The organism is Amycolatopsis suaedae (assembly GCF_004214935.1).
Classification (GTDB): domain Bacteria; phylum Actinomycetota; class Actinomycetes; order Mycobacteriales; family Pseudonocardiaceae; genus Amycolatopsis; species Amycolatopsis suaedae.
Window position 1 is genome coordinate 368,716 of the sequence record NZ_SFCC01000006.1, and the last position, 26,050, is coordinate 394,765.

Genomic DNA, 26,050 nt, shown 5'->3' on the forward strand with positions numbered 1-26,050 from the left:
TCCCTCGACCGGTACGCTGCACCTTCGCCACCAGAGGGAGGACCATGATCAGCACGGCGCGCGTCGTCGTCGCGCTCGGCGTGGTCGGCACGCTGACCGCCGGGTGCACGCTCTTCTCCAGCTCCGGCGACGACCCCGCCGGCCCGACCACGATCAAGCTGGTCACCCACCAGTCGTGGAACGCGCAGCAGGAGATCCTCGACGCCTTCGAGCGCCAGTCCGGCATCAAGATCGAGGTGCTCAAGGAGGGCGACGCCGGCGCGCTGACCAACAAGCTGGTGCTGACCAAGGCCAATCCCATCGCCGACGTCGCCTTCGGCGTCGACACGACGTTCGCGTCCCGGGCGCTGGCCGAGGGCGTCTTCGAGCCCTACACCAGCCCCGAGGCCGACCGCGGCTCGCAGCGCTACGCCATCGACCCGCAGCACCGGCTGTCCGCGGTCGACGTCGGCGACGTCTGCGTCAACATCGACGTCCAGTGGTTCGCCCAGCGCAACCTGCCCGAGCCCAAGACGTTCGACGACCTGGCCGACCCGCGTTACCGCGACCTGCTGGTCGTCGAGAACCCCGCCACCTCGTCGCCCGGTCTGGCGTTCCTGCTGGCCACCGTCGCCAAGTACGGCGAGCAGGGCTGGGCAGGCTACTGGGAGAAGCTCAAGCAGAACGGCACGAAGGCCGTCGCGGGCTGGGAGGTCGCCTACAGCCAGGAGTTCTCCGGCTCGGCAGGCAAGGGACCACGCCCGATCGTCGTGTCCTACGCGTCATCGCCCGCGGCCGAGGTCGGCGAGGACGGCAAGCCGCGGACGAAGGCGCTGCTCGACACCTGCTTCCGGCAGGTCGAGTACGCCGGGGTCCTGGCGGGCGGCAAGCAGGTCGACAAGGCCGGCAAGGTGGTGGACTTCCTGCTGTCCCAGCAGTTCCAGGCCACCGTCGCGGACACGATGTACGTCTACCCCGCCCGGGAGGGCGTCCCGCTTCCCGCCGCGTGGACGCAGGCCGCGCCGCTCCCGCCCAACCCGGTGACGATGCCGGGCGAGCAGATCCAGGCGGGCCGGGAGCGCTGGGTCGAGCAGTGGCGCGGAATCGTCGAACGCTGACCGGGCTGGGCCTGCTCGCGGCCCTGCCCATCGGTTTCCTCGCACTCTTCTTCATCTGGCCGGTCGCCGCGATCGTCGGGCTCGGCTTCGCCGACGGCGGTGTCGGCGAAGCCCTCGCCGAGGGCGAGACGTGGCGGCTGGCCGCGTTCACGGTCACGCAGGCCGCCGCCTCCACCGTGCTGGCCGTGCTCGCCGGCCTGCCCGTGGCCTACGTCCTGGCCCGGCTGCGCCTGCCCGGCGTCGCCGCCGTCCGCAGCCTGCTGTTGGTGCCGTTCGTGCTGCCGACGGTCGTGGTCGGCCTGGCCTTCCGGGCGCTGTGGCCGGACGGCGGGCTCACGTCGATCGTGCTGGCCAACACGTTCTTCAACATCGCCGTCGTGGCGCGGACGGTCGGCGGCCTGTGGGCGCACCTCGACCGCGGTGGCGAGGAGGCGGCGCGGGTACTGGGCGCATCGGCGTTCACCGCGTTCCGGACGGTGACGCTGCCGGCCATCATGCCGGCGGTCGGGTCCGCGGCGGCGGTCGTGTTCCTGTTCTGCTCCACCAGTTTCGGCGTCGTGCTGATCCTCGGCGGCGGCACGCTGCGCACCCTGGAAACCGAGATCTACCTGCGCACGGTCAACCTGTTCGACCTGCCCGGCGCGGCGGCGCTGTCCCTGGTCCAGCTGGCAGCCGTCATCGCGGCACTGGCCGTCGGCGCGCGGGCCCGGCGACGCCGGGAGACGGCCCTTCGCCTGCGGCCCAGCACCCGCACGGCCCGGCGGCCCGCGGGCGGCGAGTGGTGGGTGGTCGCCGCGGCGGGGGGCGTGCTGGTCCTGCTCGCGGTGCCGATCGCCGGGCTCGTGCTGCGCTCGCTGTCCGGAGTGGACGGCTGGAGCCTGGCCGGTTACCGGGCGTTCACCGGCACGGGCGAGGGCGTCCCGGCCTGGGACGCGGCGCTGAACTCGCTGCGGACCGCCTTCGACGCCACCGTGCTCGCGTTGATCGTCGGGGTGCTGGCCTCGGTGGTGATCGTGTCGCTGCGGCGTTCGGCTCGCGTGGCCGGTGAGGTGCTGGACGGCGCGCTGATGCTGCCGCTCGGCGTGTCGGCGGTGACGGTCGGCTTCGGCTACCTCGTCACGCTGGACGATCTGCCCGGCGACCTGCGCACGTCACCGCTGCTCGTGCCGCTGGCGCAGGCCCTGGTGATCATCCCGCTGGTCATCCGGATGGTGCTGCCGGTGCTGCGCTCGGTCGACGAACGCCTGCGGCAGGCGGCCGCGACGCTCGGCGCCGGGCCGTTGCGGGTGTGGCGCGAGGTCGACCTGCCGCTGACGTTGCGGTCGCTGGTCGCCGCGGCCGGGTTCGGGTACGTGGTCGCGCTCGGCGAGTTCGGCGCGACGAGCTTCCTGGCCCGGCCGGAGGCGCCGACCCTGCCGGTGCTGATCGCGGAGCTGGCCGGACGGCCGGGACAGCTCAACAGCCAGCTGGCCTACGCTTCCTGCGTGCTGCTGATGGTGGTGACCGGAGCCGTGGTGCTGGTGATCGACCGGCTACGGGCCGGCCAGAGCGCGGTCGGGGAGTTCTGATGCTCACCGTCACTGACGTTACTGTCCATTATGGAACGTTCGAGGCCGTGTCCGGCGCGTCGCTGGAGATCGGCGACGGCGAGGTGTTCGCGCTGCTCGGGCCGTCCGGTTCGGGAAAGTCGACGCTGCTGCGCGGCATCGCGGGCCTGGAACCGCTGACCGGCGGCACGGTGGCCTGGGACGGCACCGACCTCGCCACCACGCCGGTGCACCGCCGCGGGTTCGGCCTGGTCTTCCAGGACGGCCAGCTGTTCCCGCACCGCGACGTCGCGGGCAACGTCGCGTTCGGCCCGCGCATGCACGGCGCCTCCCGCGAGGAACGGGCCGCGCGCGTCCGCGAGCTGCTGGAGCTGGTCGGCCTGGCCGGCTACGAGCGGCGGCGGGTGACGGAGCTGTCCGGAGGCCAGGCCCAGCGCGTGGCACTGGCCAGGGCGCTCGCGCCGCGGCCCCGGCTGCTGCTGCTCGACGAACCACTGTCCGGTGTGGACGCCGAGCTGCGCGAACAGCTGGCCGTTGACCTCGCCGGGCTGCTGCGTGCGGCCGGTGTGAGCACGCTGCTGGTCACCCACGACCAGGAGGAGGCGTTCGCCCTCGCCGACCGGGTGGCCGTGCTCGACGGGGGACGGATCCTGCAGGCCGGGCCGGTACGCGAGGTGTGGCGCCGCCCGGCAGACGACCGGGTCGCGCGGTTCCTCGGGGTGACCACGGTGGTCGACGCCCACGCGGCGGACGGAGTGGTGACCTCACCGCTGGGCACGCTGAGCATGAACGTGGAAGACGGGCCGGTCCGGCTCGGACTGCGTCCCGGCGCCCTGCGGCTCGACGCGGGCGGCGACATCGCGGGGGAGGTGGTCTCGCTGGCACACCGCCGCGACCACCTGCGGCTGACCGTCCGGGTCGCCGAGGGCCTGGTCGTCCAGGCCATGGCCCCGGTGCTGGCCGACCCGGCACCGGGCGACCCCGTCCGGCTCACGGCCGACCCGGACGGGGTGGCGATCACCCGTCCTTCGTGATCAGCCGGGCGTAGGCCAGCGACAGCCCGATCACCAGGTAACAGCCCGCCCGCACGGCGCCTTCCACCAGGCCGGACGCCGGCACCGGGTCGCGCAGCACGTCGCCGAGCGCGATGAACGACTCGTTGAGCAGGAAGGGGTGCAGCCAGTCCAGCGCGTCCAGCAGGCGCAGCATCGAGAACACGATCATGCCGCCGAGCACCGAGACGACCACCAGCATCGGGTGCTCGGTGCAGGTGGAGATCGCCAGCGCCACCGCGCCGACCCCCCACATCTGCAGGGTCACCCACAGCACGCTCAACGCGATCTTGCCGACCACGCCACCGAAGCCCAGTGACGTGCCGGACAGCGTGAACACCGCGTCCGGCCCGTTCAGGACCAGCCCGGTGATCACGCCGGACACCGCCATCAACGTCACCGCGACCAGCGTCACCACACCGACGCCGAGCGTCTTGACGGCCAGCAGCCTGCCCCGGCTCACCGGCGCGACCAGCCACCCGCGCAACGTGCCGTGGGACGCCTCGCCTGCGATCGCGTCGGCGCCCGCCATCGCCGCCACCAGCGGCAGCAGCAGGCCCATGCCGATGCCCAGCGCGGCGATCGGCAGCACCAGCGCGTTGCCGACGGCCGCGGCCAGCAGCGTCTCGCCGCCGCCGTTGGCGCCGTCCTCGCCGCCACCGCGCCCGGTCGGACCGCCGACGACGGCCAGGCCGATCCCGATGATCACCGGCATGACCGCCAGCAACGCGAGCACGACGATCGTGCGGGGCCTGCGGAAGATCCAGCGCAGCTCCGACCGCAGCAGCCGGGCGACGCCGATCGTGCGGACCGGCCCGGCCGGTGCCGTGGCTGTCGTCATCATCGGCCGGCCTCCTCGTCGACGGGCTCGTCCTGGGTCAGCCGGGCGAACACGTCCTCCAGGCCGGTGCGGGCCCGTCGAGCCTCGTACACCGGCACGCCGGCCTTGACCAGGATCTCCAGCACCTCGGGCGCGCTGCTCGTGCTGAGGTCGGCCCGGATGCCCTCCGGCGTGAGCCGGCTGGGAATCCGGCTCTCCCGCAGGGTTTCGATGGCCTTCTCGGTGTCCGGTGTGGACACCAGCAGCGCGGGGGAGCCGGAGTTGAGCAGCTCCTCCAGCTCGCCCTGCGCGACCACGGTGCCCGCGTGCAGCACCGCGACATGCGTGCAGGTGGCCTCGACCTCGGCGAGCAGGTGCGACGACACCACGACGGTCACCCCCGACGCGTGCAGTTCCGCGATGATCTTGCGGATCTCCCTGGTTCCCGCCGGGTCCAGGCCGTTCGTCGGCTCGTCAAGCACCACCATCCGGCGCGGCACCAGCAGCGCCGCCGCCAGGCCGAGCCGTTGCTTCATGCCGAGCGAGTACCCGCGGTAACGGCGGTTGGCCGCGTCGGTCAGGTTGACCCGCTCCAGCGCGCCGTCCACCGCGCCCGGGATGTCCGAAGTGGACAACCGGGGTTCGGCGGCGGCCAGGCGGTGCAGGTTCTCCCTGCCGGAGAGGAACGGGTGGAACCCCGGCCCTTCGACGAGCGCACCCACGTCGGGCAGTGCCTTGCCTGCCTCGTCGGGCATGGCGTGGCCGAGCAGCTCGACCTCGCCGGCCGTCGGCCGGACGAGTCCCAGCAGCATCCGGATGGTCGTCGTCTTGCCCGAGCCGTTGGGGCCGAGCATCCCGAGCACGGCGCCCGCCGGCACGTCGAGATCGACGTGGTCGACGGCCACCGTGCTGCGGTACAGCTTGCGCAGCCCCCTGGTCCGCGCCGCGAGCGACACGGCCGGCGGGGCGCCCCCGCCGGCCGTTGCCGTCTCCGTGGAGAGTGTGCTCACTTCGCGCTCAGTGCCTCGATCAGGACCTGCTCCGGCACGGCCCCCGCGGCGAACCTGCCGTCGTCGGTGAGCAGGGCGGTGCCGACCTTCGTGGTCACCACGTGGCCGGTACCGAACGGACCGGACACCGGCTTGGCGAACTGGCCGAGCAGCTGCCGGACGTCGACCGCGCCACGCTCACCGGGCACGCTCTGCGGCAGCTTCCCGCCGGGCAGCGCGTCCGCGGGCAGCGTGCCGGTCAGGACGGTGTCCCAGCCGGTGCCGACCGTCTTCGGCGCGAGCTGCTCGGCGAGCTTGCCCGCCTCGCCCGGCTGGTGGTCCTCGACGGCCTTGTCGGTCACCTTCGCCCCGGCCGGCGGGGTGAACGTGAACAGGTCCGCGGGCTGCGGCTCGACCACGAACTCGGTGAACGCCACCTCGAACGCGGGCTCGGTGGTGCCGTTGGTCAGCACCTTCAGCCGCAGCGGGAGCCTGGTCTGCTCGTCGACCGCGACCCGGACCTCACGCAGCAGCGTGCGCTCCTCCGGCTTCGGCGTCAGCACCAGCTCGTAGGCGGCCCGGTCGGCGACCCGCGCGGTCCCGTCGACGGAGACCGTGCTGCTCTCCCGGATCGCACCGAGCAGCTGGGTGGCCATCGCGGCCGGGTCCCCGGCCTCGGCCTCGCGCTGCTGCTGCTTGCCGGCGGGCAGGGTGAGCTTGGTGGCGGTGTTGTCGCCGGAGTCGTAGCGCCACACGGTCGCGCCGTCCTGCACCACCGTGTGCTCGCCGCTGCCCTGCTTGAGGGCGAGGCGGTTGCGGCCCTGGCCGTCGTGCCAGACCCGGGCGTCCTGCAGGTCCAGCGAGCCGACGCCGGGCAGCCCGGCGGGCAGGCCGAGCGACTCGTTGACGGCCACCGTCCCCCGCAGCGCCGGAGCCTTGGCGGTGGCGACGGACTGGACCAGGCCTTCGGCGCTGACGGCCGGCAGCTCCGGTGGCTGCTCGTTCGCACCGGCCGGCATGGCCACGAAGGTCAGGCCGGTTACGCCGAGTACGGTGCCCACCGCCGCGGCGATGAGTGCCTTCTTCCTCGGTTGCATGTGCTACTCCCTGTCGTCTGCTGCTCCCAGTGTGGAGGATTCCCGCTACTCAGGCTTCCCTCTCAGGGCTGAGATGGGCCTGAGATGCTGAGATGGCGCTGAGAACTCTCGCCCGGGCCGCCCTGAACAGGGCACTCTGGACACCGTGAAGCCGCGAGTACTGGTAGTCGACGACGAGCTGGGCGTGCGCAAGGCACTGCAGCGTGGCCTGCGCGCCGAGGGGATGGACGTGGTCACCACGGCCGACGGCCCCAGCGCGCTGAAGCTCGCCGGCACCGGTGCGTTCGACGTGGTGCTGCTGGACATCATGCTGCCCGGCCTGTCCGGCTACCGCGTACTGCAGCAGTTGCGGGCGGACGGTGTCCGCACGCCGGTGCTGCTGGTGTCGGCGAAGGACGGCGAGATCGACCAGGCCGACGGGTTCGACCTCGGCGCCGACGGTTACGTCGTCAAGCCCTTCTCGTTCGTGGTGCTGGTCGCGCAGCTGAAGGCCGTGCTGCGCCGGGTGTCACCCGACGGCAGCCGGGGCGTGGTGCGGGTCGGCGAGTTGCGGGTCGATCGCGCGACCAAGTCCGTACGCTGGGCCGACGAGCCCGTGCCGCTCAGTCCCCGGGAGTTCGCGCTGCTGGAGGTGCTGGTCGGCAGGGCAGGCACGGTGGTCACCAAGGACGAGCTGCTCCGCGCGGTGTGGGGCGACGAGCAGGCGGCCACCCGCAACGTGGTGGAGGTCTACGTGGGCTACGTGCGGCGCAAGCTCGACGCCGTCGGCGCCGGCGCGGTGGTGCGCACCGTGCGCGGCCACGGCTACCTGGCGTCCGACCCGCAGCTGGACGAGGTGCTCACGGCGGGGTGAGGACCACCGGCTGGTGGAGCCGCCGCGGCATCCGGTTCCGAATCACGCTGATGACCGCGGCGATCACGTTCGGTTGCCTCGCGGTGGTGGCGGTCGTCGCGGGCAAGGGACTCGGGCCGCTGCTGATCCGCTCGGTGGACTCCGAGCTGCGCGCCGCGCTCGGTCCGGCGACCGCCGAGGTGGCCGCGGGGCAGTTGCCGTCGCCGATGTCCGGCGTCACCGTGCGGGTACTCGACATCGCGGGCGCCCCGAAGGACGGCCTGCCGTTCCCGCCGGGCCTGGGGCCGTCGGAGATCAGTGAGCTGAAGGCGGGCGAGGCCGTCCGGACCGACACCGACGGCGCCGGGCCGAAGTGGCGCTGGCTCGGTTCGGTGGTGACCGTGCCCGACGGCAGGCAGCGGCTGGTCGTGGTCGGCACCGGGCTGGTCGGGTTCACCCAGACCGTGCACGACGGCGGGACCGCCCTGATCTGGGTGGCGCTGGGCAACGCGCTGGTCGCGGCGCTGGCGACCTGGCTCGCCGTGCGGTTCTCGCTGGCGCCGGTGGCGCGCATGCGGCGGTCGGTGAGGGAACTGCCCGCTGGCGACCGGCTGCCGCTGCCCGGTGCGCACGACGAGCTGCGGGCGCTGGCGCGGGAGTTCAACGAGCTGCTGGCGCGTCAGGACGAGGCCGCGCAACGGCTGCGACGGTTCACCGGCGACGCCGCGCACGAGCTGCGTTCGCCGGTGGCGTCGATCCGGGTGCAGGCCGAGGTCGCCGTCACCAATCCCGACCCGGAGCTGGCTCAGGAGACCCTCGCCGACATCCTCGCCGAGGCCGAACGCTTGTCCGCCCTGCTCGACGGCCTGCTGTCGCTGGCCCGCTCGGACGCGGGCGAGCTGCCGCCCGCCGAACCGGTCGAGCTGGTCACCGAGGCGCGGGCGGCGGTTGCCCGGATGCCAGCCGACGCGCCGGACGCGCGGGTGACCGGGGCCGTCGGCAGCGCGTGGGCACACGCCGCGCCCGCCGAGGTCGAGCTGGTACTGAACAACCTGCTGCGCAACGCCGCGCGCTACGCCAGGAGCCAGATCGTCGTCTCGGTGCTGGCCGGGCGGTCCGGGGTGCGGGTGGTGGTCGACGACGACGGCCCCGGCATCGACGCCTCGCACCGGGAGCGGGTGTTCGACCGGTTCTACCGGGTGTCCGACGACCGGGCGCGCACGTCGGGCGGCTCCGGGCTGGGGCTGGCGATGGTCGCCGAGGCCGTGCGCAGGCGGGGCGGGCACGTGCAGGTGGGCGAGTCGCCGGAGGGCGGCGCCCGCGTCGAGGTGCGCTGGCCCGCCGCCCGGGTCGAGTGAGACGCCCGGCATGGGCGGGGCCGTAGGCTTCCGGGCGTGACGGTGATCGTGGGCGCGGCGGTGGTCGGCGACGGACGGTTGCTCGTGCAGCAGCGGGCCTGGCCCGCCGACGCCGCCGGTCGGTGGGAGCTGCCCGGCGGGCGGGTCGAGCCCGGCGAGTCCGAAGTGGAAGCCCTGCGGCGGGAGTGCGTCGAGGAACTGGCCGCGGCGGTGCACGTCGGCGCCAGGGTCGGCGCCGACGTGCCGCTGCCACGCGGGAAGGTGCTGCGCATCTACGCGGCCACGCTGGCCGATCCGGCCGCGCGCCCGCGGGCCGTCGAGCACCGCGCCGTCCGCTGGATCGGCGCCGACGAACTCGACGGCCTCGACTGGCTGCCCGCCGACCGGGTGCTCATCCCGGACCTGGCCGCGCTGCTGTCAGCCCGCGCCGATCAGCCGTAGCGCCGACCGCAGCCGGTGCTCGCCGCGGGCGGCGGCCCGGTCCGCGCCGGCCTTGCGGATGCGCTCCAGCTCCCCGGGGTCGTTCAGCAGCCGGTTGGTGCGCTCGCGGACCGGCGCCAGCGTCGCCACGACGGCCTCGGCCACGGCCTCCTTGAGCTGCCCGTTCGAGCTGTAGTCCGCCGCCAGGTCACGCGGCGCCGACCCGGTGCAGCCGGCCAGGATGTCCAGCAGGTTCGACACACCGGGCCTGCCGTCCGGGTCGTAGGTCACCTCCTCGCCGGAGTCGGTGACGGCCTTGCGGATCTTGCGGCGCAGGGCTTCCGGCTCGTCGAGGACGAACAGCGTGCCCGCGGTGTCGCGGGTGGACTTCGACATCTTGCGGCTCGGGTCGGTGAGGTCACGGACCCTGGCGGCAGCGGGCGGCAGTGTTGCCTCCGGGACCCTGAACACCTCGCCGTAGGTGCCGTTGAACCGCCGCGCCAGCGCCCTGGCCAGCTCGACGTGCTGACGCTGGTCCTCGCCGACCGGGACCTCGGCCGCACCCTGCAGCAGGATGTCGGCGGCCATCAGGACCGGATAGGTGAGCAGGCTCAGCCGCACCCCGCCACGCCCGACGCCCTTCTCCTTGAACTGCGTCATCCGCGCCGCCTCGCCGTAACTGGCCGTGCACTCCAGCACCCAGGTCAGCGCGCCCAGCTCGCGGGCGAGGTCGGACTGGACGAACACGGTCTCCTCGGGCACGCCGGCCGCGATGAGCACGGCCAGCTGCTCGCGTGCCAGCGACCGCAGCTTCGCCGGGTTGTGTGCGGTGGTCATCGCGTGCAGGTCGGACACGAAGTACAGGTCGTCACGGCCGCCCTCGCTCGCCCACCGGCGAATGGCCCCGAGGTAGTTGCCGAGATGGGCGTGGCCGGATGGCGTGATGGCGGACAGGCGGAGCACGGTTGGTCCTTTCGGTCGACTGGCCGCCCGGCCGAAGGTCCCTCCGGCAAACGAAAGGGCCACCCGGTCGCGGGCGGCCCTTGCTTTTGCTGTGCGCAGGAATGGTCAGGCCGCCGTCGGCGGCCACCAGTTCCGGACAGGAGTGCGCATAGTGGGCACAATACAGCACCGACCAGGCGGTTAACAGGGTTCATCCGGTGTGAACGGAGTTACCGTCGAGGGATGTATGTCGTACTGCTGCACTACACGGCGCCGCTCGAAGAAATCGACTACGTGCTGCCCGACCACGCCGAATGGCTGGCCAGGCAGTACGAACACGGGAACTTCCTCGCGTCCGGCAGGCGAAATCCACGGACCGGCGGGGTGATCATCGCCCGGCCGATGCTGCGCGGGAAACTCGACGCGATCCTGGCCACTGATCCGTTCGCGCTCAATCACCTGGCCACCTACGAGGTGATCGAGTTCTCCGCGACGCGGACGGCTCCGGAATTCAGTCCGGTGAACGAGGCTGTCGCGCACTAGTCCACAGAACTCAGGCCGCCGCCTTCTTCGCCTTCTTCAGCGCGAGGACGGGACATTTCTTGCACCGCGGTTTGGATTTGCAGCACTTCTTCTTTACCTTGCCGGCTTTCATCAGCCTGCGCACCACGGCACGGGGATCTTCGTCCGCGTGCTTCTTGCCCACTGCCGTCCAACTCCAAGCTTCGTTCGGGAAGCGTTCAGATTAGGTTAGGCTAACCGATGATCGGGCGTGGGCCTGGTCACATTGGGGCACGGGGTATCCTAGCCGTGATCACGTGTGGCCGACGCCGGTCCACCGCCGAGTACCCCGGTGAGTGATCGCCTACCCGTACCAAGTGTTCAGGAGCTTACGCGTGCCCGCAGCCAGTGTCACCGCAGCAGGAGCCGACCGGGTGACATCGGGCAGGACCCGGCCCGACCTCCGGAATATCGCCATCGTCGCCCACGTCGACCACGGCAAGACCACCCTGGTCGACGCCATGCTGCGGCAGTCCGGCGCGTTCGCCGAACGTGCCGAGCCGGTCGACCGGGTCATGGACTCCGGCGAGCTGGAGCGGGAAAAGGGCATCACGATCCTCGCCAAGAACACCTCGATCCGCAGGCAGACGCCGGACGGGCCGGTCACCATCAACGTGATCGACACCCCCGGTCACGCCGACTTCGGCGGTGAGGTCGAGCGCGGACTGTCCATGGTGGACGGTGTGGTGCTGCTGGTCGACGCCAGCGAGGGCCCGCTGCCGCAGACCCGGTTCGTGCTGCGCAAGACGCTGGAGGCAGGACTGCCGGTCATCCTGGTCGTCAACAAGGTCGACCGGCCGGACGCCCGCATCGCCGAGGTCGTCGAGGAGACCCACGACCTGCTGCTCGACCTCGCCGGTGACATCGAGCACGCCGACCTGGACGCGGTGCTCGACCTGCCGGTCATCTACGCCTCCGCCCGCGCGGGCCGCGCCAGCACCGAGCAGCCCGCCGACGGTGGGCTGCCGGACAACGAGAACCTGGACCCGCTGTTCGACGTCCTGCTGCGGCACGTCCCGCCGCCTGCCGCCGACCTGGACGCCCCGCTGCGCGCGCTGGTCACCAACCTGGACGCGTCCAGCTTCCTCGGCCGGATCGCGCTGATCCGCATTCACGCGGGCAGGCTGCGCAAGGGCCAGACCGTGGCCTGGCTGCGCGAGGACGGCAGCATCCAGTCGGTCCGCATCTCCGAGCTGCTGGTCACCGAGGCCCTCACTCGCGTGCCCGCCACCGAGGCGGCCGCCGGAGACCTGGTCGCCATCGCCGGAATCCCGGACATCACTATCGGCGACACGCTCGCCGACCCGGACGCGCCGGAGGCGCTGCCGCGCATCACCGTCGACGAGCCGGCCATCTCGATGACCATCGGCGTCAACAGCTCGCCGCTGGCCGGCCGCAACGGCGGCGACAAGCTGACCGCCCGCCTGGTCAAGTCCCGGCTGGACGCCGAACTGGTCGGCAACGTGAGCATCCGCGTGCTGCCGACCGAGCGCCCGGACACCTGGGAGGTCCAGGGCCGCGGTGAGCTGGCCCTGGCGATCCTCGTCGAGCAGATGCGCCGCGAGGGCTTCGAGCTGACCGTCGGCAAGCCGCAGGTGGTCACCCGCACCATCGACGGCAAGCTGCACGAGCCGTTCGAGCGCCTGTCCATCGACGCGCCCGAGGAGCACCTCGGTGCCATCACCCAGCTGCTGGCCGCCCGCAAGGGCCGCATGGAGCACATGGGCGGGCACGGCAGCGGCCGGATCAAGCTGGACTACGTCCTGCCCGCGCGGGGCCTCATCGGCTTCCGCACCGACTTCCTCACCGAGACGCGTGGCACCGGCATCGCCAACCACGTCTTCGAGGGCTACCAGCCGTGGGCGGGCGAGATCCGCACCCGCCACAGCGGCTCGCTGGTCGCCGACCGGTCCGGCCCGGTGACCTCCTACGCGCTGATCCAGCTTGCCGACCGGGGCACGTTCTTCGTCGAGCCGGGCGCGGCGGTGTACGAGGGCATGGTCGTCGGCGAGAACCCGCGTGCCGAGGACCTCGACATCAACATCACCAAGGAGAGGAAGCTCACCAACATGCGGACCTCCGCCGGTGACGAGCTGGAGCGGCTGGCTCGCCCGCGCAAGCTCGGCCTGGAGGAGGCGCTGGAGTTCTGCGCGGTCGACGAATGCGTCGAGGTGGCGCCGGAAGCGGTACGGGTGCGCAAGGTGACGCTGGACGTCAACCAGCGCGCAAAGGAGCGCAACCGCCTCAAGACCAGGGGCTGAGCCTCCCGGTTAGCGCCGGGTTCACCCGGTGCGGCACACTCGGGTCCCCGGTGGGAGTAAAGGGGGAGCGGTGAGGGCCAGGCGACTGACGGCGGTGTCCATCCTGCTGGCCGCGCTCGCCGGCTGCTCGAACACGCCGCCCCCGCCCGTGGTCACCTCGCCGGTGGCCCAGTCGTCGCCGACGCCGACCGACACCGCCTCGCAGATCGTCATCGGTGTCGACGACATCGTCGGCGGCTACAACCCGCACGCGCTCGCCGACTCCTCGGTCGTCACCTCCGCGCTGGCGCAGCTGCTGCTGCCGTCGGTGTTCCGGCCCGGCCCCGACGGCGTGCCCAAGCTGGACACCAACCTGATGCGGTCGGCCGAGGTGATCTCCGGCGGGCCCGGCTCGCCGACGGACGGCCCGTTCGTGGTCGCCTACGACATCCGGCCGGACGCCTCGTGGTCCGACGGCGCGCCGATCGCCGCCGAGGATTTCGTCTACCTCGCCAACGCCATGCGCGAGCAGCCCGGCGTCGTGGAACCGGCAGGCTACCGGCTGATCACCGGCGTCCAGTCCCGCGAGGGCGGCAAGCGGGTCGAGGTCACCTTCGCCAAGCCGTACCCGGCGTGGCAGACCCTGTTCGACAACCTGCTGCCCCAGCACCTGCTCAAGGACGCACCCGGCGGCTGGCGGGCCGCCCTGGAGGGCGGCTTCCCCGCCTACGGCGGCCCGTTTGCCATCAAGAACCTCGACCGCGACCGCGGCGAGATCATCCTGGAGCGCAACGAGCGGTACTGGGAGAAACCCGCCGCCGTCGACCGGCTGGTGTTCCGCAGGGGCGACCAGCCCGCGACCGCCGGTGCCCTCGGGTCGGGCACGGTCCAGCTCGCGCTCGTCCGCACCGACTCGACCGGCCTCAAGCGGCTCGGCGAACTCGGCCAGCAGGTCGAGCTGCACACGGTCGCGCGGCCGAGGGTGGCGAGCGTGCTGCTGCGGCCCGCCGCCGGGCAGCCGCTGGCCGACGAGCGGGTCCGGGCAGGCGTCGCCGCGTTGCTGGACCGCGGCAGGCTGATCGAGGAGGGCGTCTCCGGCGGTGCGTCGGCGACGCTGCGGGCCGACGCCCAGGTCACGCCGCCCGCCGCACCCGGCTACCGGCCGACCGCACCGCCCGCCGGTCCGCCGGTCACCCAGGACCTGCGCAGGGCCGAGGAACTGCTGACCTCGGCAGGCTACGTCCGGGAGGCGGGGCTTTGGCGCCGCGACGGCAGGCCGTTGTCGCTGGTCGTGGCCTCGCCAGGGGAGCAGGAACCCTACGCCTCCATCGCCAAGGAGCTGTCCAGCCAGCTCGTCGCCGCCGGAGTCGAGGTACGCACCACCAACCCCGCCCCCCGCGAGTTGTTCACCAACCTGCTCGCGCTGCCCGCGGGCCCGGGCGCTCCTCCGGTCGACGGCGCGGTGGGTGTCGACATCGCCGTCGTGCCGCAGACGGCGAGCGGGAACGCCGCGTCGGTGCTGGCGTCGAACTTCGGCTGCCGGACCGAGACCGAACCGCCGGCGGGACAGGAGAACGCGGCCGAGCCACCGGCGAACCCGGCGTCCTTCTGCGACAAGGCACTCCAGCCCAGTATCGAGGCCACGCTGACCGGTGCGGCGCCGCCTGCCGAGTCGCTGGCCAACCTGGAGCCCGAGCTGTGGCGGCGCATGGTGAACATCCCGCTGTTCCAGCTCGCCGACACGCTCGCCGTGGGCAAGGGCGTCTCCGGGGTGGTGCCGGGACCGCCGATGGTCGGCCCGTTCGGCAACGCCGTGAACTGGACGCGGGGCAGTCGCTAGGTCACGTTGAGTAGGCGACGTCGCGGTTACGCCCAGGTGGCGCAGTGCCGGGTATGTCCGGCCGTCACCCTTTGGTCACGATCTCCGCTGAACAGGTGACCGCCGGGCAACGGCTTTCTAGCGTGCCGGGAACGGCCCTGGCTTGGTGTCAGGCCGAGTGTGCTTGGAGGGCACCACGGTATGAGGAGATCCAAAGCGGTTGCCGGCTGGGCGCTTGTCGCCAGCACGGCGCTGGTCCTGACGGCGTGCAGCGGCGGTGGCGGCGAAACCGGCGACACCAACACCGGCACGACGGCCGACATCAAGAGCATGGCCACGGGCAAGGCGCAGAACGGGGAGAACTTCCGTCTGGCTGAGACCCAGCCGTTCGACGAGATCACCCTGGCTATCGACGACGGGTACTCGGCGTACAACAACGACGCGGCCAGCGCCAACAACTCCTACAACACGTTCGTGCTGGTCGCCACCCTGGCCGGCGCCGGGTTCCTGGACGGCAACAACAAGCCGATCCTGAACAACGACGTGATGGAGTCCTGGACGGTCACCTCGCCGAACCCGCAGGTCGTCCAGTGGAAGATCAAGCCGAACGTCAAGTGGTCCGACGGCGAGGCCTGGGACTGCGACGACTTCTACCTCTCCTGGTTGTCGCACAACAACCTGATCAAGGAGAACGGCGGGGCGATCTTCCAGTCCTCGTCGACCTCCGGCTACGAGTTCGTCAGGGAGGCCTCCTGCAAGGACCCGCTGACGTTCGAGGCCAAGTTCGAGAAGCCCTTCCTCGACTACAAGAGCATGTTCAACCCGACGGCCGTGCTGCCCGCGCACATCATGGAGAAGGCCGTCGGCATCCAGGACATCACCACGCTGAACCTGGACAGCCCGATCGCCGAGCTGAAGAAGGTCGCCGACTACTGGAACACGAAGTGGACCGGCTTCAACCCGGCCACCATGCCGGGGTCGGGCCCGTACATGATCAGCGACTACGTGCCCAACACCGAGACGGTGACGCTGACCCGCAACCCGCACTGGATCGGTGCGAAGGGCGGCCCGAACAAGATCATCGTCCGCGGTATCCCGGACACCAAGGCCGCCGCGACGGCGCTGCAGAACGGTGAGATCGACGTCCTGGGCTCGGTGCAGCCGGACCAGAACGCCGCGAACACCCTCAAGGGCCTGGCCAGCCAGGGCGTCCTGTACGGCTCGGCACCACGCCTGTCGTTCGAGCACCTGGACATGAACTTCACCCGGCCGCTGTTCCAGGACGAGGCCGTCCGCAAGGCGTTCTTCGAGGTGGTCAACCGCCAGGAGATCGTGGACAAACTGCTCAAGGACGTCCAGGCGGACATCAAGCCGCTCAACGGGATCATTTATTTCCCCGGTGAGGAGGGCTACCAGGACGTCTACGCCGACAAGACCGGCAAGGGCGCCGAGGCGGCGGCCAAGACGCTGTCCGACGCCGGCTGGGTCAAGGGGCCGGACGGCATCTTCGCCAAGAACGGCACCCGGCTCTCGTTCACGATCACGCACAACGAGAACGCACGGCGTAGCCAGACCGTCGAGCTGATCATCCCGATGGCCAAGGCCGCGGGTATCGAGGTCAAGGATGAGACCGACGCCAACTTCCTCAAGGGCCGGGTCAACCGCGGCGACTACGACGTCGCGCTGTTCGGCTGGTCGGCGACGCCGTTCAAGTCCGACCAGCTGCCCATCTACAGCACCAAGGCGAAGGGCGGCAGCGAGAACTACCAGGGCCTGAGCAACGAGGCACTGGACAAGGCGCTGGCCGAGGCCGTGGTCGCCACCGACCCGGCCGCGGCGATGAGGTCCTACCAGCAGGCCGACAAGCTGCTGGCGGAGAGCTACGCGACGCTGCCGCTGTTCCAGACGCCCTCGATGTGGGGCTTCCGGGGTATCGACCGGGTCTACATGCAGTCGTACTACGGCGCGCTGTGGAACGTCGGCGAGTGGGTCAAGAACGGCTGATCGACCCCTCCGTTCGTGCTGGACCGATTGAGTGAGAAACGGGTCCGGGCAGGTGCCCGGACCCGTTTCTGCTACCTGCAGGTAACCGTTGTATGTCCAACCGTCGTGTCGATGTCACCCTTTGGTCACGATCGCACCTGAACTGGTGACCCAGCGCACCGACCCTTTCTAGCGTGCTCCCGCAGTGCGCCAAGTGAGTGTCGATTGGCGTGTCATAAGCTCCGGCCAAATATCCGGAGCAGTGCGGGTCCCGCGGTTCACACCATCAGGGCCCAGTGCTAGGAGGGCACACGTAAATGAGGAGAAGCAAGGCAGTCTCCGCTGTCGCGCTGTTCGCAGGCGCCGCGCTCGTCCTGAGCGCGTGTGGCGGCGGCGGCTCCGAGGACAGCACCGGCTCGACCGCCGATGTCAAAAGCATGGCGACGGGCAAGGCGCAGAGTGGTGACAACTACAAGCTCGGCGACGCGCCCGAGTTCGAGAAGGTCACCGTCGCCATCGACGAGGGTTACTCGGCGTACAACAACAAGACGCCGGACGCCAACAGCTCGTACAACAACTACGTGCTGACGGCCGTCATCGCCAGCCCGTTCGTGCTCGACGGCAACAACAAGGTGCTTCTCAACACCGACGTCATGGAGTCGGTGACGGTCACCTCCAAGGACCCGCAGATCGTCCAGTGGAAGATGAAGCCGGGCGTCAAGTGGTCCGACGGCGGCGAGTGGGACTGCGACGACTTCTACCTCGGCTGGCTGTCGCACAGCGGCAAGGCCGAGGGCTTCGAGTCCGCCTCGACCACGGGTTACGACCTGGTGCAGCAGGGTGAGTGCAAGGACCCGCTGACCTTCGAGGCCAAGTTCGACAAGCCCTACCTCGACTACAAGGGCATGTTCACCGACCAGATGCTCATGCCGGCCCACATCCTCGAGGCCAAGACGGGCATCGCGGACATCATCGCCCTCAAGCCCGGCGGCGACGCCGCGGCCATGAAGAAGGCGTCCGAGTTCTGGATGAAGGAGTGGAAGGGCTTCAAGCCGGACATCATGCCGGGCTCCGGTCCGTACATGATCACGGCCTTCGACCAGAACTCGAAGACGGTCACGCTGTCGAAGAACCCGAACTGGATCGGCGCCAAGGGCGGTCCGAAGACGGTCATCGTCCGTGCCATCGTCGACCCGAAGGCCATGGCCACCGCGCTGCAGAACGGTGAGATCGACGTCGCCGCGTCGACTCAGCCGGACGAGACCGCGGCCACCACGATGAAGAACCTGGCCAACCAGGGCGTCACCTACGGCTCCGCGCCGCAGCTGACCTTCGAGCACCTCGACCTGCAGTACAACCGCATGTTCAAGGACCCGATCATGCGCAAGGCGTTCTTCGAGGCGGTCAACCGCCAGGAGATCGTCGACAAGCTGCTCAAGGGCGTCCAGTCCGACGCGCAGGTGCTCAACAGCATCCAGTTCTTCCAGGGTGAGCCGGGCTACCAGGACCTGTACTCGACCAAGGCCGGCCTGGGCGCCGAGGCGGCGGCCAAGACGCTGTCCGACGCCGGCTGGGTCAAGGGTGCGGACGGCATCTTCGCCAAGAACGGCCAGCGGTTCTCGGTGACCATCACGCACAACGACAACCCGCGCCGTCGCCAGACCGTCGAGCTGATCATCCCGATGGCCAAGGCCGCGGGTATCGAGGTCAAGGACGAGACCGACGCCAACTTCCTCAAGGGCCGCGTCGACAAGGGCGAGTACGACATCGCGCTGTTCGCCTGGTCGCAGCAGCCGTTCAAGGCCGAGAGCCGGGCGATCTACACCACCGGCGGTGGCCAGAACTGGCAGGGGCTGAGCAACCCGACCATCGACACCACGTTCAACACCGCCGTGTCGGCGACCGACGAGGCCGCGGCCACCAAGGCCTACCAGGAGGTCGACGCCGCGCTCGCCAACGAGTACGCGACGCTGCCGATCTACTCGCTGCCGTCCATGTGGGGCTTCCGGGGTATCGACCGGGTCTACATGCAGTCCTACAACGGCGCGCTGTGGAACGTCGGCGAGTGGAAGAAGACCGACTGACAATCGGTCCGCTTCGGCGTGCCATCGAGTTCGACCTGGTTGGGGGTCGGCGCCCGGTCACAAGCCGGGCGCCGGCCCCTCCGGAAGTAGCTGTTGACGGCTGCCGGGACGCCACTACCGTTGTCCGGTGGGCGAAGACGCTGCACTGCTTCCGGGCCGGGCCCCGATGAGGAGCACTTAGTTGAACCTGGTTTTGTACATTCTGCGCCGGCTGGCGATCGCGATACCCATTCTGCTGATCGCCACGTTCCTGTGCTTCCTGATGGTCGCCGGTGCCGGTGACCCGCTCGGGGAGCTGCGCACGAACCCCAACATGAGTCAGGAGGCCATCGACGCCTACGCGCGTGCGATCGGCCTCGACAAGGCGCTCGTTCCGAGGTACTTCGACTGGCTGGGAAGCTTCATCACCGGTGACTGGGGTCAGTCCATCGCGCAGGGTCAGGCGATGCAACCGGTTTATCCCAAGGTCATGGATGCCTTCGGCGTGACCGTGAAACTCGTCGTCGGCGCCGAGCTGCTCGCCGTCACCATCGGTGTCCTCATCGGTGTGCTGGCCGCGGTCAAGCAGTACTCGATCGTCGACTACATCGCCACCACGCTGGCGTTCATCCTCTTCTCGATGCCGATCTTCTGTGTCGCCATCGTGCTGAAGACGTACGCCATCGAGGTCAACGTGTGGATCAAGGACCTCGGGTTGAGCGACTGGCTCGGCAACCCGTGGCTGAGAACCTCCAGTCCGGAGAATCTCAGCGCCGACGGCTTCGGTGACTTCATAGTCAAGTACGTCGGCGCGTATCTGCTGCCCACGCTGTGCATCATGGCGATCAGCTTCGCCGCGTACAGCCGTTTCCAGCGCGCCGCGATGCTGGAGACGCTGAACATGGACTACGTGCGTACGGCGCGGGCCAAGGGCCTTTCGTCGTCGCGGGTGATCTTCCGGCACGCGTTCCGCAACGCGCTGATCCCGGTGACCACGCTGTTCTCGGTGAACTTCGCGACGGTGCTCACCGGAGCGATCATCACCGAACGGGTGTTCAACTGGAACGGCATGGGCACCGTGCTGGTGGAGTCGGTGCTGCGCAACGACCCGAACGTGATGATGGGCTGGCTGGTGGTCATCGCGACCACGGTCGTCGTCGCCAACCTCATCGCTGACCTGATGTACGGCATCCTGGACCCGAGGATTCGCGTTGGCTGACATGAACTCGATGCTCGCCGGGGCGGACTCCGACAAGACCCCGCCGAGCACAGAAGGCACACTCCCGCCCGCGGCGCTGCCGGAGCCGGTCAGCCAGGGCAAGCTGGTGCTGCGCAAGTTCCTGCGGCACAAGCTGGCGATGGTCAGCAGCGGCGTGCTGTTGTTCATCGTGCTGGTCACGATGATCATGCCGCTGTTCTGGCCACACGCCTACACCGACACGATGGGTGGCTTCCTGCCGCCCAGCGCCGACAACCCGCTGGGGACCACCCAGGTCGGCAAGGACATGGTCTCGCAGGTGCTGCGCGGTACCCAGTACTCCCTGCTGATCGCGTTGATCGTGTCCATCGTGTCCACCACGATCGGTGTGACGCTCGGGTCGATCGCCGGTTACCTGCGTGGACCGTCGGACACCGGCATCTCGCGGCTGACGGACCTGTTCCTGATCATCCCGCAGATCGCCGCGGCGGCCATCCTGGCCACCGTGTTCGGCAGCGGCGCCTGGTACGTCGTGGCAGGCGTGCTGGCCGCGTTCGGCTGGATGCAAATCGCCAGGATCACCCGGGCCGAGTCGATGTCGCTCTCGCAACGGGAGTTCATCGAGTCGGCCAGGGCGGCCGGTGCCGGTACCGGGCGGATCATCTTCAAGCACCTGGTGCCGAACATGGTCGGTTCCATCACGGTGAACGCGACGCTGGCGGTGGCGCAGGCCATCCTCGCCGAGGCGGCGCTGTCGTTCATCGGCCTGGGTGTCCAGGTGCCGGACACGTCGCTGGGCCGGATCATCTCGGAGAACTACGCGGAGCTGCAGGCGCGGCCCTGGCTGTTCTTCGGCCCGTTCGTCGTGCTGGTGCTGATCTCGCTGTCGATCAACTTCATCGGTGACGGTCTGCGGGACGCGTTCGACCCGCGCCAGCGCAGGGTGAAGGCCTGAGCTAGAAGCGCATGAAGGCCACCTTCATCCCGTCTCGCGGGATGAAGGTGGCCTTCATGCGTCTCGGGGTGCCGTGAAGGGGGCCCTCACGGCATGAGACGCCGTGAGGGCCCCCTTCACGGCAAAACGAAAGTGGCCCCCGCCCAGCCGGGCAGGGGCCACCTCGCGTCGGGTGGGGAATCAGTCCGCCACGGGGGCCAGCTTGCCGGCTTCCCAGGCCTTGCGGCGCTCGGCCTGCAGGACCGGGTCGGCCACCGGCGCGGCCGACAGCAGGCGGCGGGTGTAGTCCTCCTGCGGCGAGTGCAGCACCTGGTCGCGGGTGCCGACCTCGACCAGCTTGCCGTGCTGCATGACGGCCACCCGGTCGGCCAGCAGGTCGACGACGGCCAGGTCGTGGCTGATGAACAGGCAGGCGAACTGCAGGCTCTGCTGCAGGTCCAGGAACAGGTCGAGCACCTTCGCCTGCACCGACACGTCCAGCGCCGAGGTCGGCTCGTCCGCGATCAGCAGCTGCGGGTCCAGCGCGAGCGCCCTGGCGATGGCCACGCGCTGCCGCTGACCGCCGGACAGCTCGTGCGGGTACCGGTTGCGGTAGTGCCCGCCCAGCTCGACCTTGTCCAGCAGGGTGACCACCCGGTCGTTCAGTGCCTTGCCGGTGACGACCTGGTGCAGCACCAGCGGCTCGGCGATCGAGTCGCCGATGGTCATCTTCGGGTCCAGGGTGGACGCCGGGTCCTGGAACACGATGGAGAAGTAGCGGCGCAGCGGGCGCAGTTCCTTCGCCGACAGCGTGGTGATGTCGCGCCCGGCGATGGCCACGCTGCCCGACGTCGGGTTCAGCAGCCGGATCGCGCAGCGGCCCACGGTCGACTTGCCCGAGCCGGACTCGCCGACCAGGCCGAGGATCTCGCCCTGGTCGATGTGCAGCGACACGTCGTCGACGGCCCGGTTCTTCGCCTGACCGCGCTTGCCGGGGTACTCCAGCACCAGGTTCTTGATCTCCAGCGCCGGCGCGGTCTTCTCGATCTGCGACTCCAGCTCGGCGTCGGCCAGCCGGATCTCCTCGGCGATCTTCGCACCCTCGGCGCTCTCCGCGTCGACGGCGGAGTCCTCCAGCAGGCGCCTGCCCTCCGGCCGCTGACCGAGCACCGGCACCGAGGCCAGCAGCCTGCGGGTGTAGTCCTCACGCGGGTTGGCGAACAGCTCGCGCACCGGCGCCTGCTCGACGATCTCGCCGTTGTACATCACGACGACGCGGTCGGCTAGGTCGGCGACGACGCCCATGTCGTGGGTGATCAGCACGATCGCGGTGTTCAGCGTGTCCCGCAGCTTGCGCAGCAGGCCCAGGATCTCCGCCTGCACGGTCACGTCCAGCGCCGTGGTCGGCTCGTCGGCGATGATGACCTTCGGGTCGCAGGCGATGGCCATGGCGATGACCACGCGCTGCCGCAGACCGCCGGAGAGCTGGTGCGGGTACTGCTTGAACCGCTCGGGCGGGTTCGGGATGCCGACCATGTCGAGCAGCTCGACGGCCCGCTTGTCGGCGGCGGCCTTGGACAGGTCCTGGTGGGTCCGCAGCGCCTCCCGGATCTGCCAGCCGACGGTGAACACCGGGTTCAGCGCGCTCATCGGCTCCTGGAAGATCATGGCGATCTCGTTGCCGCGGACCTTGCGCAGCTCCTTGTCGCCCATCCCGCCGAGGTCGAGGTCCTCGAGACGGCGGGTACCCGCGATCTCGGTCGTCTTCGGCAGCAGCCCGAGCACGGACATCGACGTCACCGACTTGCCCGAACCGGACTCACCGACGACCGCGACGATCTCGCCCGGCGCCACGTCGAACCCGATCCCCTTCACCGCCTCGACGATGCCGTCCTCGGTGTTGAAGGTGATGTGCAGGTCCGAGATGGACAGGATGGAACCGGAACCGCCGGTTGTAGCCGTGGTCGCCTCTGTGCTCACGCCGAGTTCCCTTCAGCCCTCGTGGGGTACGTATAGCTCGCGCGAGGATAGCCGAGGTGGCCCAAACCTTGGTCGGGCCGAGGCAAATTATCGACAGAGCGTTATCCGACCTTAGAATCCGGGACGTGAGTTCACCTGAACCCCACACGTTGCTGCTGGTCCACGCCCACCCCGACGACGAGACCCTGACCACCGGCGGCACGATGGCCGTCTATGCCGCCAGGGGAGTCCGCGTGGTGCTGGTGACCTGCACACTCGGCGAGGAGGGGGAGATCATCCCGCCGCACCTGGCCGAGCTGGGCTCGTGGGCGGGTGACCAGCTCGGGGGCTACCGCGACGGCGAGCTGGCCGCGGCCTGCGCGGCACTCGGCGTCACCGAACGCCACCAGCTCGGCGGCATCGGCCGGTGGCGTGACTCCGGCATGGCCGGGACGCTGTCGGCCGATCACCCGAGGGCGTTCACCGGCGGCGACGCCGGCGAGCAGGCCGCCCAGCTGCGTGCCGTGATCGACGAGGTCCGGCCGCAGGTCGTCGTCACTTACGACGCCAACGGCGGCTACGGCCACCCCGACCACATCCGCGCACACCGGATCACCATGGCGGCCACGGAGTCGGCACCGTCGGTGCGCAGGGTGTTCCACACGGTTTCCTCGGCCGGTGCCGTCGCCACCGGCCTCGCCGGGCTGCGGGAGCGCCCGGAGCTGCCGTTCCGGGTGGCCGCCGACGACGAGCTGCCGACGACCCCGGACGAGGACATCGACACGGTCGTCGACGTGACCCGGCTTCTGCCCGCGAAAGTCGCCGCGCTGCGTGCGCACGCCACCCAGATCACCGTGGGCGAGGACTGGTTCGCGCTGTCCAACGACATCATCCAGCCGATCACGGCCACCGAGCACTTCGTGCTGGCCCGCGGCGAGGCAGGCGCCCGGACCGACCTGTTCGAGGGACTGCGACCGTGAACCGCACCGCGTTGTTCGCCCTGCTGCTGGTCGACGCCGTCCTGCTGGCGGCGATCGAGCTGTTCTACCTGCCGCTGCGCCTGGACGGCAGGCTGCTGCCGCAGCTCGGCGACGCGCCCGCCCCGCTCACCGTCGTGCTGGCCATGGTGACCATGCCGCTGCTGGTGCTGCAGACGGCCAAGGTCGCCGGCAGCAGGCTGGCCTGGACACCGCTGGCGCTGTGGGGGCTGACGGTAGTGGTGCTCGGCACGTTCGGTCCCGGCGGCGATCGGGTACTGATCGAGGACTGGCGTTCGTTGCTGCTGCTGGCCGGCGGTGCCCTGCCCGGGGCCGTCGCGCTGGGCAGGGCGATGGCATGGGAGAGGGTGGCGAGCGGACGTGGCTGAGGCGATCTCCGACGAGCAGGTGGTGCGGGTACTGCGGCCGTTCGCGCGGGCGTGCGGCCCGATGCTGGACGGGCTGCGGGACTCCGATCCGTTCGGCCTGCTGGCCAGGGCGCAGCGCAGGGCGGACGAACCCGAACTCGCCGAGGTGGAGCCCAAGCTGCGGGACAAGCTGCTGAACGGCCTGACCACGGTCAAGGTGCCCGGCACCGAGGCGTGGGCCGCCATGGACGCCGAGCAGCGCACCGACTGGTGGGTCAACCGGGTCGGCCGCTTCACCGCGCTGATCACGTCCATCCCCGGCCTGGGCGGCGCGCTGGCTGACCGGCTGCCGGTGCAGGACACGCTCGGCGCGGCGGCGCAGGGCCTGCTGCTGTGTGCCATCGCGGGTGAGCACGGCCGCACCGAGCTCGGCGACCGGGTGCGGCTGATCGCGTGGGTGCTGTTCGAACGCGAGATCGACCCCGTGCTGGCGGCAGGCAAGGACGCGGCACACGACGCCTCCGCGGAGGACGGCCGGACCGAGGAGCTGACCGAGGAGATCACCGACTCCAGGCGCAAGCACGGCAAGGTGACCCTCAAAGCGGTCGCCCGCACGCTGTGGCGGCTGGGCCGCTCGCTGCTGTCCATCGTGGACGAGCTGGAGAAGCGGCCGAGGGGCCGCTTCTACCACCGCGCCCTCGGCATGCTCCCGGTCGTCGGGATGGCCGGTGACTACCTCGGCGAGCGGTCTGGTCTGCGCCGGGTCCGCAAGCGGGCCGACAAGTGGTTGGTCAGAGATTCTTCCAGAACATGAAGGCGAACTGGCCCCAGTTCGAGAAGACTTCCTCGCCGCCGGCCAGTCCGAAGATGAAGTGGGTGACGTCCCACAGCGCGTAGCCGACCTGCGGGACGGCGAAGATCAGTGCGAACAGGATCAGCGGCGCCCACGGCCTTGCCTTCGCACCGAACTCACGTGCTTGCGGCGACAGGTACGGCTCGATCGCGCCGTAGCCGTCCAGTCCGGGCACCGGGAGGATGTTGAGGACGAAGGCCAGGATCTGCAGCGTCGCCAGGTAGGAAAGGCCCATCAGCAGTCCGGCGGGCATGTCGATCAGTACGACCGCCGCGGTCAGCAGGATGCCGAGTGCCAGGTTGCTCAGCGGACCGGCCAGCGACACCCGGCACGCGACCGCACGCGACCGCAGCGCCCACTGGTTGATCCACACGGCGCCGCCGGGCAGTGGCACGCCGCCGATGACGAGGATCAGCAGCGGCAGGACGATGGAGAAGACCGGGTCGGTGTAGCGCCGGATGTCCATCGACAGGTAGCCCTTGATCGCCACCTCGTGGTCGCCGCCCTTGTAGGCGACGAAGGCGTGGCCGAACTCATGCAGGATCAGCGATACCGCCCAGCCGCCGAGGACGAGCAGCACGATGCCCGCCGTGCCGAGCGGCTGCGGCTCCCTGTCGACGGTGATCACGTTGCCGTACTGGACCAGCTCCAGTGGCGACTGCAGGGTGACCAGCACGCCGCCGACGATGGTCACGGCCACGATGATGTAGAAGAGGGGACTGGGTCGCACCGCTGAACGTTGCACGTGTCCAGTCTGCCCTGTCTGCCCCACCTGTCGCCGAGAGGCCCACCCGCGAGCGATCTCGTGTTTGCCAACGGTCCGTTCGGCGTGTCCGCTTGCGCGATCGGGCCGTTGTATCCCCCAAACTCGGTACTCAGCTTGACCTGACCCGATTACACGGGTGTAATCACATCAATGTCATTAGCCGCAGCAGTAAAGG

General features: G+C 70.2%; 23 protein-coding genes. 16 read left to right on the forward strand and 7 right to left on the reverse strand.

Annotated features, from left to right (window positions below; genetic code table 11):
* Positions 1-44 precede the first annotated feature (44 nt).
* Genes EWH70_RS14270 through EWH70_RS14280 form a run of 3 tightly spaced genes read left to right on the forward strand, consistent with a single transcriptional unit; the run spans position 45 to position 3,678 of the window.
* Positions 45-1,097 (forward strand): thiamine ABC transporter substrate-binding protein, encoded by a 1,053-nt coding sequence (locus tag EWH70_RS14270; protein ID WP_130475833.1) that lies wholly within the window; start codon positions 45-47, stop codon positions 1,095-1,097.
* Positions 1,073-2,665 (forward strand): ABC transporter permease, encoded by a 1,593-nt coding sequence (locus EWH70_RS14275; protein ID WP_240686976.1) that lies wholly within the window; start codon positions 1,073-1,075, stop codon positions 2,663-2,665. The genes EWH70_RS14270 and EWH70_RS14275 overlap by 25 nt, the downstream gene beginning before the upstream one ends.
* Positions 2,662-3,678 carry an ABC transporter ATP-binding protein gene (locus tag EWH70_RS14280; RefSeq protein ID WP_130475906.1) on the forward strand — a complete coding sequence of 339 codons (1,017 nt, stop codon included), beginning with the start codon at positions 2,662-2,664 and terminating at the stop codon, positions 3,676-3,678. Before EWH70_RS14275 ends, EWH70_RS14280 begins: the two co-directional genes overlap by 4 nt.
* Here the strand turns inward: EWH70_RS14280 and EWH70_RS14285 are convergent.
* Genes EWH70_RS14285 through EWH70_RS14295 form a run of 3 tightly spaced genes read right to left on the reverse strand, consistent with a single transcriptional unit; the run spans position 3,662 to position 6,602 of the window.
* The gene (locus tag EWH70_RS14285; RefSeq protein ID WP_130475905.1) at positions 3,662-4,537 is read right to left on the reverse strand and encodes an ABC transporter permease; all 876 of its coding nucleotides are present in this window, start codon (positions 4,535-4,537) and stop codon (positions 3,662-3,664) included. The two genes, EWH70_RS14280 and EWH70_RS14285, sit on opposite strands and share 17 nt — an antisense overlap.
* Entirely contained in the window at positions 4,537-5,526 is a 990-nt protein-coding gene (locus EWH70_RS14290) for an ABC transporter ATP-binding protein (protein ID WP_130475834.1), read from the reverse strand. The genes EWH70_RS14285 and EWH70_RS14290 overlap by 1 nt, the downstream gene beginning before the upstream one ends.
* Positions 5,523-6,602, reverse strand: a complete 1,080-nt coding sequence (locus tag EWH70_RS14295; RefSeq protein ID WP_130475835.1) for a LolA family protein — start codon at positions 6,600-6,602, stop codon at positions 5,523-5,525. The genes EWH70_RS14290 and EWH70_RS14295 overlap by 4 nt, the downstream gene beginning before the upstream one ends.
* A gap of 145 nt (positions 6,603-6,747) precedes the next feature.
* On the opposite strand from EWH70_RS14295, the gene EWH70_RS14300 reads away from it, so the two are divergent.
* The 3 genes from EWH70_RS14300 to EWH70_RS14310 are packed head-to-tail and all read left to right on the forward strand — an operon-like array spanning position 6,748 to position 9,233.
* The gene (locus EWH70_RS14300; RefSeq protein ID WP_130475836.1) at positions 6,748-7,455 is read left to right on the forward strand and encodes a response regulator transcription factor; all 708 of its coding nucleotides are present in this window, start codon (positions 6,748-6,750) and stop codon (positions 7,453-7,455) included.
* A 50-nt stretch (positions 7,456-7,505) separates the two neighbouring features.
* The gene (locus EWH70_RS14305; protein ID WP_130475907.1) at positions 7,506-8,792 is read left to right on the forward strand and encodes a sensor histidine kinase; all 1,287 of its coding nucleotides are present in this window, start codon (positions 7,506-7,508) and stop codon (positions 8,790-8,792) included.
* Positions 8,793-8,834: 42 nt separating this feature from the next.
* The gene (locus EWH70_RS14310; protein WP_130475908.1) at positions 8,835-9,233 is read left to right on the forward strand and encodes a (deoxy)nucleoside triphosphate pyrophosphohydrolase; all 399 of its coding nucleotides are present in this window, start codon (positions 8,835-8,837) and stop codon (positions 9,231-9,233) included.
* Here the strand turns inward: EWH70_RS14310 and trpS are convergent.
* A complete protein-coding gene (gene trpS / locus EWH70_RS14315; RefSeq protein WP_130475837.1) occupies positions 9,210-10,175 on the reverse strand; it encodes a tryptophan--tRNA ligase in 966 nt (321 codons plus the stop codon). The genes EWH70_RS14310 and trpS overlap by 24 nt on opposite strands.
* Positions 10,176-10,397: 222 nt before the next feature.
* Between trpS and EWH70_RS14320 the strand changes: the two genes are divergently transcribed.
* Positions 10,398-10,697, forward strand: a complete 300-nt coding sequence (locus EWH70_RS14320) for a YciI family protein (RefSeq protein ID WP_130475838.1) — start codon at positions 10,398-10,400, stop codon at positions 10,695-10,697.
* Positions 10,698-10,707: 10 nt separating this feature from the next.
* Here the strand turns inward: EWH70_RS14320 and EWH70_RS35470 are convergent, their stop codons facing one another.
* The gene (locus EWH70_RS35470; protein ID WP_165436271.1) at positions 10,708-10,860 is read right to left on the reverse strand and encodes a hypothetical protein; all 153 of its coding nucleotides are present in this window, start codon (positions 10,858-10,860) and stop codon (positions 10,708-10,710) included.
* A gap of 190 nt (positions 10,861-11,050) precedes the next feature.
* Here EWH70_RS35470 and typA point away from each other — a divergent pair, with 190 nt between their 5' ends.
* From typA to EWH70_RS14350, 6 genes are all read left to right on the forward strand, one after another.
* Entirely contained in the window at positions 11,051-12,976 is a 1,926-nt protein-coding gene (gene typA / locus EWH70_RS14325) for a translational GTPase TypA (RefSeq protein WP_420809057.1), read from the forward strand.
* A gap of 70 nt (positions 12,977-13,046) precedes the next feature.
* Positions 13,047-14,795, forward strand: a complete 1,749-nt coding sequence (locus tag EWH70_RS14330) for an ABC transporter family substrate-binding protein (RefSeq protein ID WP_240686977.1) — start codon at positions 13,047-13,049, stop codon at positions 14,793-14,795.
* Positions 14,796-14,975: 180 nt separating this feature from the next.
* Complete coding sequence (locus EWH70_RS14335) at positions 14,976-16,778, forward strand: ABC transporter family substrate-binding protein (RefSeq protein ID WP_130475839.1); 1,803 nt, start codon at positions 14,976-14,978, stop codon at positions 16,776-16,778.
* A 296-nt stretch (positions 16,779-17,074) separates the two neighbouring features.
* On the forward strand, positions 17,075-18,841 hold the full coding sequence (locus EWH70_RS14340) for an ABC transporter family substrate-binding protein (RefSeq protein WP_130475840.1): 1,767 nt from the start codon (positions 17,075-17,077) through the stop codon (positions 18,839-18,841).
* Positions 18,842-19,022: 181 nt separating this feature from the next.
* A complete protein-coding gene (locus tag EWH70_RS14345) occupies positions 19,023-20,039 on the forward strand; it encodes an ABC transporter permease (RefSeq protein WP_130475841.1) in 1,017 nt (338 codons plus the stop codon).
* 1 nt (position 20,040) lies between these two features.
* Positions 20,041-20,973 (forward strand): ABC transporter permease, encoded by a 933-nt coding sequence (locus tag EWH70_RS14350; RefSeq protein ID WP_130475911.1) that lies wholly within the window; start codon positions 20,041-20,043, stop codon positions 20,971-20,973.
* 180 nt (positions 20,974-21,153) lie between these two features.
* Here EWH70_RS14350 and EWH70_RS14355 read toward each other — a convergent pair whose 3' ends face one another.
* Positions 21,154-22,932: an ABC transporter ATP-binding protein gene (locus EWH70_RS14355; RefSeq protein WP_130475842.1), complete on the reverse strand. Its 1,779-nt coding sequence runs from the start codon at positions 22,930-22,932 to the stop codon at positions 21,154-21,156.
* A 149-nt stretch (positions 22,933-23,081) separates the two neighbouring features.
* Between EWH70_RS14355 and mshB the strand changes: the two genes are divergently transcribed.
* The 3 genes from mshB to EWH70_RS14370 are packed head-to-tail and all read left to right on the forward strand — an operon-like array spanning position 23,082 to position 25,070.
* Entirely contained in the window at positions 23,082-23,891 is an 810-nt protein-coding gene (mshB, locus tag EWH70_RS14360) for an N-acetyl-1-D-myo-inositol-2-amino-2-deoxy-alpha-D-glucopyranoside deacetylase (RefSeq protein ID WP_130475912.1), read from the forward strand.
* A complete protein-coding gene (locus EWH70_RS14365; protein WP_130475843.1) occupies positions 23,888-24,277 on the forward strand; it encodes a hypothetical protein in 390 nt (129 codons plus the stop codon). Before mshB ends, EWH70_RS14365 begins: the two co-directional genes overlap by 4 nt.
* Entirely contained in the window at positions 24,270-25,070 is an 801-nt protein-coding gene (locus EWH70_RS14370) for a hypothetical protein (protein WP_130475844.1), read from the forward strand. Before EWH70_RS14365 ends, EWH70_RS14370 begins: the two co-directional genes overlap by 8 nt.
* Here the strand turns inward: EWH70_RS14370 and EWH70_RS14375 are convergent.
* Complete coding sequence (locus tag EWH70_RS14375; protein ID WP_130475845.1) at positions 25,048-25,854, reverse strand: site-2 protease family protein; 807 nt, start codon at positions 25,852-25,854, stop codon at positions 25,048-25,050. The genes EWH70_RS14370 and EWH70_RS14375 overlap by 23 nt on opposite strands.
* Between the last annotated feature and the right edge of the window lie 196 nt (positions 25,855-26,050).

Coding starts and splice junctions, on each gene's coding strand:
- EWH70_RS14270 (WP_130475833.1), top strand. CDS start 45: ATGATCAGCACGGCGCGCGTCGTCGTCGCGCTCGGCGTGGTCGGCACG.
- EWH70_RS14285 (WP_130475905.1), bottom strand. CDS start 4,537: ATGACGACAGCCACGGCACCGGCCGGGCCGGTCCGCACGATCGGCGTC.
- EWH70_RS14295 (WP_130475835.1), bottom strand. CDS start 6,602: ATGCAACCGAGGAAGAAGGCACTCATCGCCGCGGCGGTGGGCACCGTA.
- EWH70_RS14305 (WP_130475907.1), top strand. CDS start 7,506: ATGACCGCGGCGATCACGTTCGGTTGCCTCGCGGTGGTGGCGGTCGTC.
- EWH70_RS14320 (WP_130475838.1), top strand. CDS start 10,398: ATGTATGTCGTACTGCTGCACTACACGGCGCCGCTCGAAGAAATCGAC.
- EWH70_RS14335 (WP_130475839.1), top strand. CDS start 14,976: ATGAGGAGATCCAAAGCGGTTGCCGGCTGGGCGCTTGTCGCCAGCACG.
- EWH70_RS14340 (WP_130475840.1), top strand. CDS start 17,075: ATGAGGAGAAGCAAGGCAGTCTCCGCTGTCGCGCTGTTCGCAGGCGCC.
- EWH70_RS14350 (WP_130475911.1), top strand. CDS start 20,041: ATGAACTCGATGCTCGCCGGGGCGGACTCCGACAAGACCCCGCCGAGC.